Here is a 13,637-nt window from a genome sequence, read left to right as displayed (position 1 = left end):
CTCTGGTTGACCAGTTATAGCGCAGCATCATCCAATCGCAAAGGACTATTTTTTGAGGAAAAATAGGGAAAAATCCGGTTCTGCGCGAATATTGGTCAATCCTTTTTGTTTACACAATCTTAGTGCCCTGCGAGTGTTAGTAACACGGTTGACACACCTTGGTAAACTGTGGAAAGATGCCAGTGCGCTCACCTTTACATTAGGAAAAGAGAGCAAGGGATATATAAAAAATAGACCAATAAAGTAGGACTGGCTCTGGCGCAATGCTTAGCGAACACACTGGAAATTAAAGTGTTCAGAGTCGCAAACTCACAACAAGACTGGTTGGGAACTATGTCCGTGATTAGTAAAAGAACCGCACTAGCAACTGCCTTTGCAATGACATTGGCAGGAACAGGCGTCGCTTCGGCAGCCGATTTGGCTGGCATTCAGAAAGCTGATGCAAAAATTCAACAAGATGCAGTTAAGTCTCAGAAGAAGATTAACAAGCTGTATGACCAAGCCCAGGACATGCTGTTCGACTACCGATTGGTTGTTGACGAGTATGAAACCCTGAAGTCTTATAACGATTACTATGCCGGCCTGGTAGCGGATCAGGAAGCCAACATCGCTTCTCTGCAGACCCAGATTGGTGGCATCGAAAAGACCAAGCAAGGTGTTATTCCTTTGACCTTCAAGATGATTGAAACCATGGACCAGTTTGTTGAACTGGACGTGCCTTTCTCCATCGACGAGCGTCGTGCCCGTGTGGCTCGCCTGAAAGAGGTGATGGGTGACTCCAACGTTTCCACTGCGGAGAAGTACCGTTTGGTTCTGGACGCGTACCAGATCGAAAACGAGTACGGCAACAAGATGTCTGCTTACGAAGGTAAGCTGAGCATCGAAGGCAAAGAGCTGACCGTGGATTTCTTCCACCTGGGTCGCGTGGTGTTCCTGGCCCAGTCTCTGGACCAGAAGAACGGTTGGGTATGGGATAACGCATCCCGCGGCTGGAAAGCCCTGCCTGACGAGTCCATGCGCAGTGTTGCCAACGCGATTAAGATGGCGCGTAAGCAAGCCGCTCCTGATCTGCTGAAATTGCCTGTTCAAACCGCGGAGGGAGCAGAATAATGAAAAAGTTAATCTCTACCGCTATGGTAGCGGCCGCCCTGTCTTTCAGCGGTGCCGCCTTGTCTGCCGAAGCGCCGAAAGCCGTGTCTCTGGATCAGCTGCTGAACCAGGTTAAGACCGAGCGTCAATCCGATGCCAAGCTGAACAAGAAGCGCGAGTCTGAGTTTACTTCTGAGCGTGCCGATAAGGCGGCGCTACTGAAGAAGGCCAAGGCTCAGCTGGCTGCTGAGAAGCAGCGTGGTGAAGATCTGGTTCGTCGCTTCAGTGACAACGACCAAACCATCAACCAGTTGAACAAAGACCTGGAAACCGCCAAAGGTGACCTGGGTGAGATGTTCGGTGTGGTTCGTCAGGTGTCTAACGACACTGCCGGCCTGATCGACGCCTCGCTGATCAGCGCCCAGTACCCGGGTCGTGAAGATCTGATGTTCAAGCTGGCTCAAGCCAAAGAGCTGCCAACCATCAAAGAGCTGGAAGAGCTGTGGATCTCCCTGCAGACTGAGATGACTGAGTCTGGCAAGGTGGTTAGCTTCAACGCGCCGGTTACCGATTCCAACGGTAACGTATCCGAGCAGAAAGTGACCCGGGTTGGTCCCTTCACCCTGCTGGCTAACGGTGAGTACCTGAGCTACAACGCCGAGACCGGCACTGTACTGGAACTGCCTAAGCAGCCAGAAGGTTTCAAGGTTGCCACCGTTAAGAGGTTCCTGGGTGCGGGCGCCGGTGAAACCACCGACACCTTCGTGGATCCCTCCAAGGGAGCTCTGTTGGCGGTTTACACCCAGAAAGCTTCTCTGGAAGAGAAGTTCCATCAGGGTGGTACCGTGGGCTACATCATCGCAGCCCTGCTGGCCTTCGGTCTGCTGATTGCCGTGTGGAAAGTGGTTTCCCTGACCGCAACTTCCGCCAAGATTCGCTCTCAAATCAAGAACGTGGACAACCCAGGTAACAACCCTCTGGGCCGCATTCTGAAAGTTTACAAAGAGAACACCAACGTCGACGTTGAGACTCTGGAACTGAAGATTGACGAAGCGATTCTGAAAGAAACTCCGAAAATTGAACGTGGTGTACCACTGATTAAGGTACTGGCGGCCATTGCTCCAATGCTGGGTCTGCTGGGTACCGTAACCGGTATGATCAAGACCTTCGAGAACATCACCCTGTTTGGTACTGGTGATCCGAAGATCATGGCCGGTGGTATCTCCATGGCTCTGGTTACAACTGTTCTGGGTCTGATTGCAGCATTGCCTCTAATTCTGACTCACGCTCTGGTTGCCGGCCGTGCTCGCGCGGTAGTGGATGTACTTGAAGAGCAAAGCGCCGGAATTGTAGCAGCACACGCTGAAACAAGGAGCAAGTGATATGCTTTACCTGATAGAGCTCTGGGAATCTGTCAGGGACTTCATGGCAACAGGCGGTGACGTTCTCTGGCTTGTAGCAGGTGCCCTCTTTTTGATGTGGGTGCTGATGCTGGAACGTTACCTCTACCTCAGCTTTGTGTTCCCTAAGGTACGCAAAGAGGTGGTGGACAACTGGCATGCCCGTGAGGATAAAACCTCCTGGCATGCACACCGAATCCGTGAAGCATGGCTTTCCCAGGCCAAAGAACAGTTAACTGCCCGAATGGGACTTATCAATGCCCTGGTGGCCATCTGTCCAATGCTCGGCCTGCTCGGTACCGTTACCGGCATGATCGCAGTATTTGAAGTGATGGCAGTACAAGGCACTGGTAACCCCCGCTTGATGGCAGGTGGTATCTCGATGGCAACTATTCCGACCATGTCGGGCATGGTGGCAGCATTGTCAGGGGTATTCTTCAGCACCAGGCTGAACGCATCCCTGAAGGTGTCTGCTGAGAAACTGCAAGATAGTTTGTCACACCACTAGAGAGAGTTTTTTATGGCACGCAAAAAGCATGCAAGCGCCTCTGAGGGTGCGGAAGTCGATATGACGCCGATGCTGGACATCGTTTTCATCATGCTGATCTTCTTCATTGTAACGACCTCGTTCGTGAAGGAGTCTGGTATTGACGTGAACCGTCCTAAGGCGCAACAGGCGAGTAAGAAGCCTTCGGCTAACATCTTTATCGCAATTAACGAAGCGGGCATCGTTTACATGGAGAAACGTGAAGTCGACATTCAGCGGGTACGTGCAAACGTCGAGCGTATGTTGGCCGAATCGCCAGAAGCTTCTGTCATGATCCAGGCAGACAAGGCCGCCAAGCACGGCGTCGTTGTTAAGGTGATGGACCAGGTGAAAGCCGCCGGTATCAACACCATTTCTGTCGCAGCGAAGGAAGAGTAATTATGCAGAGATCACTGTTAGCCCTAATTCTCGGCGCAGCGGTGACCTTCGCTCTGTTCTCTTTCATGGCGTTTTTGATCGATGGTGGCGCCAAGCGCGCCGCCAATTCAGTCGACCTGCCGCCAATTGAGATTGTGATGGATCGCCAGGACGCGAAAGCCCAGAACCGAGATCGGCCTAAGCCTAAGCCGCCTAAGCCGCCGGAAAAGCCGCCAGAGCCTATCGATCTGCAACCTGAAACCAATGACGTTTCAGATGCGGTATCCATTAATGTCCCAAGCGTTGATCTGGGTAACGTTAATGCCGGTATGGGTGATGTGGGCGGCGCCATGATGCGCGACGGTGATGCAACTCCGATTGTTCGAATGGAACCTAAGTGGCCTATGAAAGCGCTCCGTGAGGGCAAAGAGGGTTACGTAGTGATGAAGTTCACCATCAACGAGTTGGGTCAGCCTGAAAACATCGTGGTGATCGAAGCTGAGCCGAAGCGTCTGTTCGATAAAGAAGCGAAGCGCGCTTTGCGTAAGTGGAAGTACAAGCCGAAAATTGTTGATGGTAAGCCGGTTAAACAGCCTGGCATCACCGTTCGCCTGGACTTCAAACTGAATAAAGATAACGGCTAAGGAGGAGGTAACGATGCGCATGAAAAGCAAACTGCTGCCTGCTCTGTTGCTGGCAACCCTTGGCGCTGGCGCGGTAGCGCCTGTCGCCCAGGCGGTAGAAAAGTGCCCTGCCGATGAGCGCAAGACCAAAGTGGTTTCTGAGCGAGTTGGTAAAAAGATTCAGAAAGCGTTCGAGCTGTATAGCGCCGATCAGCTGGATGAAGCACTGGCTCTGCTGCTGGAAATCGATCCTCGGAAGGACTTCGACAAAGCCTATGTAAACCGCTTTATCGGTAACATCTATGCCGGTAAAGAGGGCAAGGCCCAAGTCGCAATGAAGCACCTGCAGCTGTCTGTAGATGCGGATCTTCTCGGTGGAACCGATCAGGCTCAGGCGATGCGTCTGCTGGCTGACCTGCGTATGCAGGAGAAGAATTACAAAGCGGCTCTGAAAGGCTACAAGGACTGGATGGCGTTTACCTGTAAGGAAGACATGAATGTCTACCTTCGCATGGGAAGTGCCCAGTTCGAGCTTAAGCAGTTCGATAAAGTAATTCCTCTGGCGGACAATGCCATTCGGTTGCAGAAGAAGCCCAGCAAAAACGCTTACGTTCTGAAGATGGGCTCCTACTACGAGTCCAAGCAGTACAAGAAAGCGGCGGCGGTCGTCGAAGATATGGTGGCGCTGTTCCCGGAAGAGAGCAAGCTGTGGGTTCAGTTGGCTCAGATGTACATGCTGAGTGAAAACTACACCAAGGCCCTGTACACCATGGACGTGGCTTACCGCCAGGACCTGCTGGAGAAGCCATCTCATTATAAGATGCTGGCCCAGCTGTACGCCCAGAACGAGATCCCTTACCGGTCTGCCGTGATTCAGGAGGAATACCTGAGTAACGGTATGGTAGAGAAAGATGAGTCGGCGCTGTCCATGCTGGCCAACACCTACCACCAGGCTAAAGAGATCGCCAAAGCGGCTAAGTACTATGGTGAAGCCGCAGCGCTGACCAACAACGCCAAGCATTACACCAAGCAGGCAGCCCTGCTTCTGGAATCCCAGAAGTACAAAGCTGCCCAGGCTGCGGGTAACAAGGCGCTGAAGGCGGACGGTTTGAAGAGTGCCGGTCAGGTTCAGATGATTCTGGCTCAGGCATACTTCTACAATGACCAGTTCAAGGAAGCGTACAAAGCCTGTAAGGCAGCGACCAAGGATAAGAAAACCAAGAAGGCTGCGACCAGCTGGTTGTCTTATATCGAGGACACCGCCAAGCGGAAAAAGGTTTCCATCTAAATAAAAAGCCCCGCTCGCGGGGCTTTTTTCATTCCCTTCCAGCCCATGGAATAACAATAACAAGGAGCCTTTCATGAGAATGGCACAACTGGCCCTGGCGGTGACCCTGACCCTCGGACTCGGGGGCTGCAACCCCTCCGCCAGTCCAGAGTCTCACACCGCTTCCCCTTCCACCCAAGTGTCCCAGTCGGCCGACCAGCAATACATGCGGTTGGTGGAGCGCTATTTTGATGATCAGCTGGCGCTCAACCCCATCAACGCCACTTTCGTTGGTCGCAGCGAATTCAACCACCAGTTTGGTAACGAGTTGTCAGAGCAGTATCTGAAACAGCGGCATGACCTCAATACTCAGATGCAGTCGGACCTTGCCAACATCGAGGTTGATTCCCTGTCGCCCGAGCATCAGATTGGCTACCAGGTTATCGGCTACGATGTGCAGATGGCGTTGAAGGATGAGACCTTTCCTTCGCGTTGGTTACCTCTGAACCAGTTTTACAGCAAGGTATTTACCCTGGTACAGCTGGGCAGCGGTGAATCGGCACAGCCGTTTGAGTCCGAGCAGGATTTTGATAACTTCATCGGCCGGATGAGCGGGTTCTCCCGATGGGTGGACAGTGCCATCGAACGGATGCAGCAGGGGATTGAGTCCAAGGTCGTGTTGCCACGGGTATTGGTTGAGCGGATGATTCCTCAGATTGAGGCTCAGTTGGTGACACAGCCGCAGGACAGCATCTTCGCCCAGCCGTTGCAGCAGTTGCCGGACAACCTGACTCCGGCCCAGCAGCAGGTGCTGCAAGCTCGCTACAACGATGCCATCATGACCATTTTGATGCCGGCGCTGCAGAAGTTAAATTCCTACCTGAAGCAGGATTACCTGGCCGCCTCCCGGGGCTCCCACGGTTGGTGGGGACTGACCAATGGTAAGGCCTGGTATCAACACCTGGCCAACCTGCATACCACCACCACCATGCCGGTAGAAGAGATTCACGAACTGGGTCTGCAGGAAGTGGCTCGTATTCTGGAAGAGATGGACAGGGTTCGGCAAAAGGTGGGCTTTGAAGGGGATCTGGCGGCCTTTTTTGAGCACCTTGGCAGTGACCCTGAGTTCTTCTTTGAGGACAAGCGGGGACTGGTCGATGGCTACATGACCCTGAAAACCAAGATCGATGCGGTGTTGCCGAGTTATTTCGACGTTTCCCCTAAAGCGGACTACGTGGTCAAGCCGGTCGAGCCATTCCGAGAGCGTTCAGCCGCCGGAGCCAGTTACGAAGCGCCAGCGCCGGATGGCAGCCGTCCCGGGGTGTTTTACGTCAATACCTACAACCTGAAGGCTCAGCCAAAGTGGGGAATGACCACGTTGTCACTGCACGAGGCGGCGCCTGGGCACCATTTCCAGATTGCCATTAAGCAGGAGTTGGATGGTGTGGCCAGTTTCCAGCGTTTTGGTGGTTACACCGCCTTTGAAGAGGGCTGGGCCTTGTATGCCGAATACCTGGGGATTGAGATGGGGCTGTTCAGCGACCCTTACCAGTACTTTGGTAAGCTATCCGATGAGATGCTCCGAGCCATGCGACTGGTGGTGGATACCGGGCTGCACGCCAAGGGCTGGAGCCGTGAGCAGGCGATTCAGTATATGCTCGATAACAGCCCGATGGCGGAGTCCGATGTCACCGCCGAAGTTGAGCGCTATATGGCGATACCGGGTCAGGCGTTGTCCTACAAGGTGGGGCAGCTGAAGATCCTGGAGTTGCGTAACTATGCGCAGCAGCAGTTGGGTGACCAGTTTGATATCAAGTCATTTCACAATCAGGTGTTGACTTCCGGATCACTGCCGATGGCAGTATTGGAACAAAAAATTTACTTGTGGGTCGATAATCTGCGAGCTCAGTCAAAAAAATAGCCCCTGATAAATTTTCCCAACGTTTTAGCCCTTACAAAACCGTGATCTGTGTCACGGTTTTGTTTTTTGCCGCTCACGAGTTGTTAATCTGACTCAACGGTCGAATTCTCTGCATAAAACTCCGCTGTGCAGTGGATTAGTCTTTGTTTGCTAGCGAATTAACTGCGAATAAAGTATGCGCATGCGAATGTCACATCAAACGCAATTTCTGTTTAACAAAGCCGCTACAGCAGCATAGCACTCTGTTTCTTGATCTTATTCATGGTGTTTAACACTATCGTTGTGTGGTTCGCAGAATATTAAACAAATAACGGCGGACCGTTAACGATTACAACAAAAAGCACATTAGGGAGTAAGGGATGAAGAATCAGACGATTCTGGCTAGAGCCGTGCGTTTGGGAATGATGGCCGGCGCCATGGCGCCGGTGATGGCGGTAAGCATGGCCAATGCCGAAGAGGGCATGGAGGATGTGGAGCGCATTCAGGTCACAGGTTCTCGTATTCAGCGCCAGGACATGGAAACTGCGTCACCGGTGACGGTGATCGACTCCGCCACCATTAAAGCAGAGGGTTACACCTCGGTGGATCAGGTGTTGCAGTCACAGCCTTCGATGGCCGGGGCGGCGGTAGGCTCTACCACCAACAACGGTGCCGATGGTGTGGCCCAGGTGGATCTTCGCGGCATGGGCGCCAACCGTACGCTGGTGCTGCTCAATGGTCGCCGCATGGTGAATTCCGGCTCCGGCGCCGACAGTGCGGTGGATCTGAATACCATCCCTGTGGCCATGATTCAACGTATCGAAGTATTGAAAGATGGTGCGTCTGCGGTGTACGGCTCTGATGCCATTGCCGGTGTGGTGAACATCATCACCAAAACCGATTTTGAAGGCTTCCAGTTTGATGTTAACGGTGACATCACCGAGGAGAGTGACGGCGAAAACATCGAGATCTCCGCACTCTATGGCACCTCAACGGACAGCGGCAACTACACGGTCGGTTTCTCCTATACCGATCGTGGTGAGGTGATGCAGGCGGATCGCGCCTGGGTACCGCCAGGGGCCAGCTCCTTTGTTCCCGGCGGCTCTTTGGGCGGCTACGTGCCAAATGAAGATGGCAGCTGGAAAGAGCGAGACAGCGGTTACGACTACACCGAAGACAGCTACCTGCAGACGCCAAGCACCAAGTACAGCTTGTTTGCCAACACCACCCAGGAGCTGGACAATGAGATGGTGTTTACCGCCGACGTGCTCTATACCCGTCGTGAATCCAGCCAGCAGATGGCCCCCCAACCGGCGGACGTGATGCTGGATGTGTGCGGCGAAGAGGGCGTGGATCCGGAACGTTGCGTGACCCTCACCGATGAGATGCTGGCCGCCGGCATCGCCGCCGATGACACCGGCCGAATCAACTACCGCCGCCGGATGGTGGAAGCAGGACCTCGTATCTACGAGCAGGAAACCGATACCCTTCGCGCCTCTGCGGGCCTATCCGGCGTGGCAGACATCAACGAAGGCATGGATTGGGACCTGTCCTACACCTATGGCCGTAACCGCGCCGATACCCGGGTGAAGAACTCCATCAATGCCGTTAAGATGGAAAACTCCATCTATGCCAACCAGGCTGACTGGTTCAGTGGCAACCCGGAAGACATCGCCGGTTACGTCGATGACATCTCCTTTGTTGAAACCAACGACGGTGGTAACGATCAACACATCGTTGCCGGTGTTATCAGCGGTGACCTGTTTGAAGTGGATGCGGGGATGGTCTCCTTCGCCCTGGGCGCCGAGTACCGTTACGAAAGTGGGTATTACAACCCGGATCCGGTGATTGTTGCCGGTGAAGGTACTGCGGCCCAGCAGGATCCGACCGACGGCGATTACAACGTCTTCTCTATCTACGAGGAGGTGGCGATTCCGGTTACCGATTCGTTGACAGCCGAGTTCGCGCTGCGCTACGACGAGTACAACACCTTTGGTGGCGCCACTACCTGGAAAGTGGGCCTGACCTGGGAAGCGACCGATGACTTGATGCTGCGTGGTGTGGTGGCTACCGGTTTCCGGGCGCCAAACGTGTCCGAGCTGTACGGTGGCAACACCGGCTCCTACGATTACCTCATCGACCCGTGGGGCAACGCTCAGGATGCACAGATTCTGGTGAACTACACCTCGGATGAAGATCTGCAGGCGGAAGAGTCTGACTCTCTGACCGTGGGTCTGGTGTATGCACCAAGTTACGTGGATGGTTTGTCGTTTACCCTGGATTACTGGTCATTCAAGATCGATAACGCCATTGCCCGTATGGACGTTCAGGCTGGCCTGGATGCGTGTTACAAAGGGGACACCACCGCCTGTGAAACCTTCCAGATCACTCCCGATGGCAACCTGGAGAATCTGACCAACCCGCTCACCAACGTTGGTTACCAGGACACCAGTGGTGTGGATTTCAATGCTCATTACAGCTTTGAGGCTTTGGGGCTGGACTGGCGCATCAACAACGATCTGACCTACCTGATTGAGTTTGAGCAGGATGGTGTGGACTACACCGGTACCGTCGGGGGAATGTTCGGCGGTTATGCCGAGGTGAAGAATAACTTTAGCCTGACGGCCGCTTACGATGACTTCTCGGTACTCTATTCCGCCCGTTACATCGGCTCCATGGACGAGATTAACTCCGGAGAGAAGATCGACTCCATTACCTATCACAACGTGTCGGGGACTTACTTCTTTAATGATTCCGTCAGCGCCACCATCGGCGTTCGTAATCTGACCAATGAGGAGCCGCCGATGGTTCCTTACGGCAACGATGCAGGCACCGTGCCCGAGGTATACGAGACCATCGGTCGCACCTACTTTGGTGGTGTGTCGGTCCGTTTCTAAGCTGGGGAGTGATTGATAGGGGCAGCGGACGCTGCCCCTTTTTTGTGCCTGGGTGGGCAACGAGCCTGGGCGGGTTAATTTTGTGCGTTTAATCACCGCCCGGGTGGCTGGATCACATTTATCACCGGGATTGTGAGCTTTCACTGCGGGTGGGGAGGGTAGCCACATTGCGTTGTTAAATCATCCTCTGCTGATTTAAATTGCGTTGCTGCTTTAATTGGCTGCCTGTTTCATGCCAGTACAATCTTCGTTCTTGGTGTTATCTACTATTTCACTCTCTTTTGGCGAAATGCTGCATCGGTCACAAAGCTCGAACAATATTTGATCTCGACCGGTCTGGCGTTCTCGAACATATTCTCTGTGGGCACGAATAACTAATCATCTTTAGTTATCGCAATATTTACATAAAAGATCGATCTTTTTTGTTGCGCTTTTGTTACTTTATTTTTGTCGAAATCCCCTGTTATTTACCCTGAATTACCGCTTTTGTGAGTGGTGTGGCAGCCCCTCTGTTTAAAATTCGATCCTTGATAAACACAGTTGATACATTTTTAACATTTCATAAACAGTTGTTAGGTTGACACAATGTTGCTCCTCGGTGCAGCATTTAACAAAGAGTGCATAACTCTTTATCAACAAAAATGAATAATTAGGCGCCTTCATTATTTGAAAGGCGCTATTCAGGGAGAATTATAATGACAACCCATTCGACTGTTTCTAAGGCTGTTCGCCGCGCCATGTTGTTGGCTGCCGGTGCAACTGCATTAACGGGATTCAACGCTGTTGCAGAAGACGGTGTCGATGACGAAGTGGAACGCATCCAGGTAACCGGTTCTCGAATCAAGCAAGTTGATATCGAAACCTCTTCACCAGTAACGGTGATTACCGCTGCGGACATTAAAGTGACAGGTGAAACTTCTGTTGCCGATGTTTTGAATAACGCAAGTGTGAACAGCTTCGGTTCCTGGCGCGGCATGTCTGGTTATGGTGCTGGCGCCAGCGCGACCAGCGACGTTAACCTGCGTGGCCTGGGCTCACAGGCTACTCTGATCCTGCTGGACGGACGCCGTATGCCGGGTACCAGCTCCAGCTCCGGTACCGTTGCCGATACCTCCAGCATCCCGATGGCGATTGTTGAGCGCATTGAAATCCTGCGTGACGGTGCGTCTGCGGTGTACGGCTCTGACGCGGTTGCCGGCGTGATCAACATCATCACCAAGAAAGACTTCGAGGGCGTAGAAGTCACCTATACCGGCGAAGTGCCGGAAGTGGATGGTGGCGAATCCAACCGTGCGTCCATCACCACCGGTTACAGCAGTGACAAGGGCAACATCACCTTTACCTTTGAGCACTACGATACCGCTTCCGTCTATGATGCCGACATCTGGTCAGAGTTGGGCGCCAGCTCCTACAGCTCCTCACCGAACGGTAAACTGGCTGACGGCAGCTACTACAGCAACAGCGATCTGTGTGCCCAGACGCCGAACACCATCGACGGTACCGATGGTAACAATGTGGGCCGCTGTTTCTACAGCTACGGTGAAGTGACCAAGCTGTTTGGTAACGTCAACAAGAACACCATGCTGTCTAACTTCAACTACGAGCTGGCCGATAACCTCGAGTTGATCGGTCGTGCCTCGGCCAGCCTGAGCGAGACCAATACCCGTTACGCCGGTACCCCGGTGTCCACCAACCAGCCGACCATGTCTGCCGACAACGCCTTGAACCCGCTTGGCGAAGACATGAAGTTGTACATGCGCTCCGCCCAAACCGGTGAGCGTGACACCCTGACGGAAAACAACAGCATCGATATGCTGTTGGGTCTGGCCGGCTATGTGGACGTGGCCGATGGCCTGGACTGGGAAATCAATGCCCAGCACACCCGCTCGACCACCAACAGCTTCAATGAAAACCTGATCAACGACAACATCATTCAGGATCTGATTGACTCTGGCGAGTACGACATCTTTAACACCACCGGCATGAGCTACGAAGCTTGGGATGCCATGATGACTGATATGTATACTCAGGCGTCCCACACCGGTGTGTACCAGGGCCAGTTTAACAGCACCCAGATTGACGGTCTGGTGTCCGGTTCCATCTTCGATAACGGTTCCGTGTCCGTTGCCGGCCTGGTGGGCGCCGAGTACGAAATGATCGAGTTTGTCCAGACCGGTGACCCACAGTCTGCGGCGGGCATCATCTCCGGTGGTTCCGGTGGTGATGACGTCGATGCCGAGCGGGATCGCACCTCGGCGTACTTCGAGCTTCAGTCCAGCCTGCCAGGTAATGTCGACATCTCCGCCGCGCTGCGTTACGAGCGTTACGAGCAGTCCGGTGACATCGCCAGTGGCCATGCGTCTTCTACCTTCTCCAACACCGTTCCCAAGATTGGTGTGAGCTGGCGTCCTATCGATGACCTGTTGATTCGTGCAAGCTGGGGCGAGTCCTTCCGTGCGCCGAACATGGGCGAGATGTTTGCCGGTGAAGCGCTGAGCTTCGAGCGTGCCCTGGATACCGTATGGTGTGCCGATAACACCGATGAGAACTACTGTACTGCCAGCCAGCAGCACAAGACCCTGTACGGTGGTAACCCTGACCTGGAAGCGGAAGAGGGCGACTCTCTGACCCTGGGCTTTGTCTGGAGTGCTCTGGATAACCTGAGCTTCGAGATGTCCTACTTCGAGATCACCTACGACAACAAGATTGAAGTGGTTGATGTCGCGGATCTGATTCGCGAAGAGCAGGATTCCGGTAGCTCCGAGTTCATCGTTCGTGATGCCAATGGCCAGATTGACACCATCCACAGTCAGTACCGTAACCTGGGTGGCCTGGAGACCTCTGGTTTCGATTTCGTGACCAACTTCAATCAAGATACCGATTTCGGTGACTTCTCGGTTAAGGTTGAGCTGTCCCACGTGATTGAGTACAAGACCAAGGCCAAGGCTGACTCTGACTGGTTCGACGAAGCCGGCCTGCAGGACAAGCCTCAGTGGCGTGGTAATGCCACCCTGAACTGGGCGTACGAAGACTTCGGTGCGGCGTGGGCGACCACCTACATCGGTGCCCAGGATTCTGGTAACGAAGAGTACGGTGTGACTTACCTGGCTGATATCCCTAGCTACTTCAAGCACAACGTACAGTTCAGCTACAACCACGACTGGAATGGTTCCGTGACTGTGGGCGTGAACAACGTCTTCGATAAGCAGGCGCCAACCTGGTACGACGGTTTCAGTGATTACCGTGATGTTAACACCGGTCTGTACGATGTTCTGGGTCGCACCTACTTCCTGACCATCAACCAGTCATTCTAAAGACCACCACACTGCGAGTGATATTCGGTGAATAGACAACGCAGTCGGTAATAAAAGCCCCCACATTGGGGGCTTTTTTCCTGATATTGATCAGTGGCGATGATGATTGTCTAAAAATGTAAAATAGTACTGCTTAATAGCTAGTCTGAAATCACTGCCGAGACAGATGCGCTATCGCCACAATCTGTCCTGTCTGTTATTTGCTCGAATTTAGATCTTCCTAGTTGTAATCACTAAAGAAAC

9 protein-coding genes are annotated in these 13,637 nt (G+C 53.3%); all 9 read left to right on the top strand.

The window, feature by feature from the left end:
* The first annotated feature begins 333 nt into the window (after nt 1-333).
* A complete protein-coding gene (locus BLT77_RS08545) occupies nt 334-1,110 on the top strand; it encodes a DUF3450 domain-containing protein (RefSeq protein ID WP_090364730.1) in 777 nt (258 codons plus the stop codon).
* Nucleotides 1,110-2,471: a MotA/TolQ/ExbB proton channel family protein gene (locus tag BLT77_RS08540; RefSeq protein ID WP_090364728.1), complete on the top strand. Its 1,362-nt coding sequence runs from the start codon at nt 1,110-1,112 to the stop codon at nt 2,469-2,471. The genes BLT77_RS08545 and BLT77_RS08540 overlap by 1 nt, the downstream gene beginning before the upstream one ends.
* A 1-nt stretch (nt 2,472) precedes the next feature.
* Nucleotides 2,473-2,997 (top strand): MotA/TolQ/ExbB proton channel family protein, encoded by a 525-nt coding sequence (locus tag BLT77_RS08535; RefSeq protein ID WP_028112234.1) that lies wholly within the window; start codon nt 2,473-2,475, stop codon nt 2,995-2,997.
* Between the two features lie 12 nt (nt 2,998-3,009).
* Nucleotides 3,010-3,414 carry an ExbD/TolR family protein gene (locus BLT77_RS08530; RefSeq protein WP_028112235.1) on the top strand — a complete coding sequence of 135 codons (405 nt, stop codon included), beginning with the start codon at nt 3,010-3,012 and terminating at the stop codon, nt 3,412-3,414.
* Between the two features lie 2 nt (nt 3,415-3,416).
* Entirely contained in the window at nt 3,417-4,037 is a 621-nt protein-coding gene (locus tag BLT77_RS08525) for an energy transducer TonB (RefSeq protein ID WP_090364726.1), read from the top strand.
* Nucleotides 4,038-4,050: 13 nt separating this feature from the next.
* Nucleotides 4,051-5,304, top strand: a complete 1,254-nt coding sequence (locus BLT77_RS08520) for a tetratricopeptide repeat protein (RefSeq protein ID WP_090364724.1) — start codon at nt 4,051-4,053, stop codon at nt 5,302-5,304.
* Between the two features lie 73 nt (nt 5,305-5,377).
* A complete protein-coding gene (locus tag BLT77_RS08515; protein WP_090364722.1) occupies nt 5,378-7,204 on the top strand; it encodes a DUF885 domain-containing protein in 1,827 nt (608 codons plus the stop codon).
* Nucleotides 7,205-7,563: 359 nt separating this feature from the next.
* Nucleotides 7,564-10,080 carry a TonB-dependent receptor plug domain-containing protein gene (locus tag BLT77_RS08510; protein WP_090364720.1) on the top strand — a complete coding sequence of 839 codons (2,517 nt, stop codon included), beginning with the start codon at nt 7,564-7,566 and terminating at the stop codon, nt 10,078-10,080.
* A 695-nt stretch (nt 10,081-10,775) separates the two neighbouring features.
* Nucleotides 10,776-13,394, top strand: a complete 2,619-nt coding sequence (locus BLT77_RS08505; RefSeq protein WP_090364719.1) for a TonB-dependent receptor — start codon at nt 10,776-10,778, stop codon at nt 13,392-13,394.
* Nucleotides 13,395-13,637 lie beyond the last annotated feature (243 nt).

The organism is Ferrimonas sediminum (assembly GCF_900100175.1).
Classification (GTDB): Bacteria; Pseudomonadota; Gammaproteobacteria; order Enterobacterales; family Shewanellaceae; genus Ferrimonas; species Ferrimonas sediminum.
Note: the sequence above shows the minus strand (reverse complement) of the source record. Positions and strands in the feature narration are given on the sequence as shown.

Bases quoted from the DNA above. Each gene is read 5' to 3' on its own strand.
- BLT77_RS08545 (WP_090364730.1), top strand. From the start codon at position 334: ATGTCCGTGATTAGTAAAAGAACCGCACTAGCAACTGCCTTTGCAATG.
- BLT77_RS08540 (WP_090364728.1), top strand. From the start codon at position 1,110: ATGAAAAAGTTAATCTCTACCGCTATGGTAGCGGCCGCCCTGTCTTTC.
- BLT77_RS08535 (WP_028112234.1), top strand. From the start codon at position 2,473: ATGCTTTACCTGATAGAGCTCTGGGAATCTGTCAGGGACTTCATGGCA.
- BLT77_RS08530 (WP_028112235.1), top strand. From the start codon at position 3,010: ATGGCACGCAAAAAGCATGCAAGCGCCTCTGAGGGTGCGGAAGTCGAT.
- BLT77_RS08525 (WP_090364726.1), top strand. From the start codon at position 3,417: ATGCAGAGATCACTGTTAGCCCTAATTCTCGGCGCAGCGGTGACCTTC.
- BLT77_RS08520 (WP_090364724.1), top strand. From the start codon at position 4,051: ATGCGCATGAAAAGCAAACTGCTGCCTGCTCTGTTGCTGGCAACCCTT.
- BLT77_RS08515 (WP_090364722.1), top strand. From the start codon at position 5,378: ATGAGAATGGCACAACTGGCCCTGGCGGTGACCCTGACCCTCGGACTC.
- BLT77_RS08510 (WP_090364720.1), top strand. From the start codon at position 7,564: ATGAAGAATCAGACGATTCTGGCTAGAGCCGTGCGTTTGGGAATGATG.
- BLT77_RS08505 (WP_090364719.1), top strand. From the start codon at position 10,776: ATGACAACCCATTCGACTGTTTCTAAGGCTGTTCGCCGCGCCATGTTG.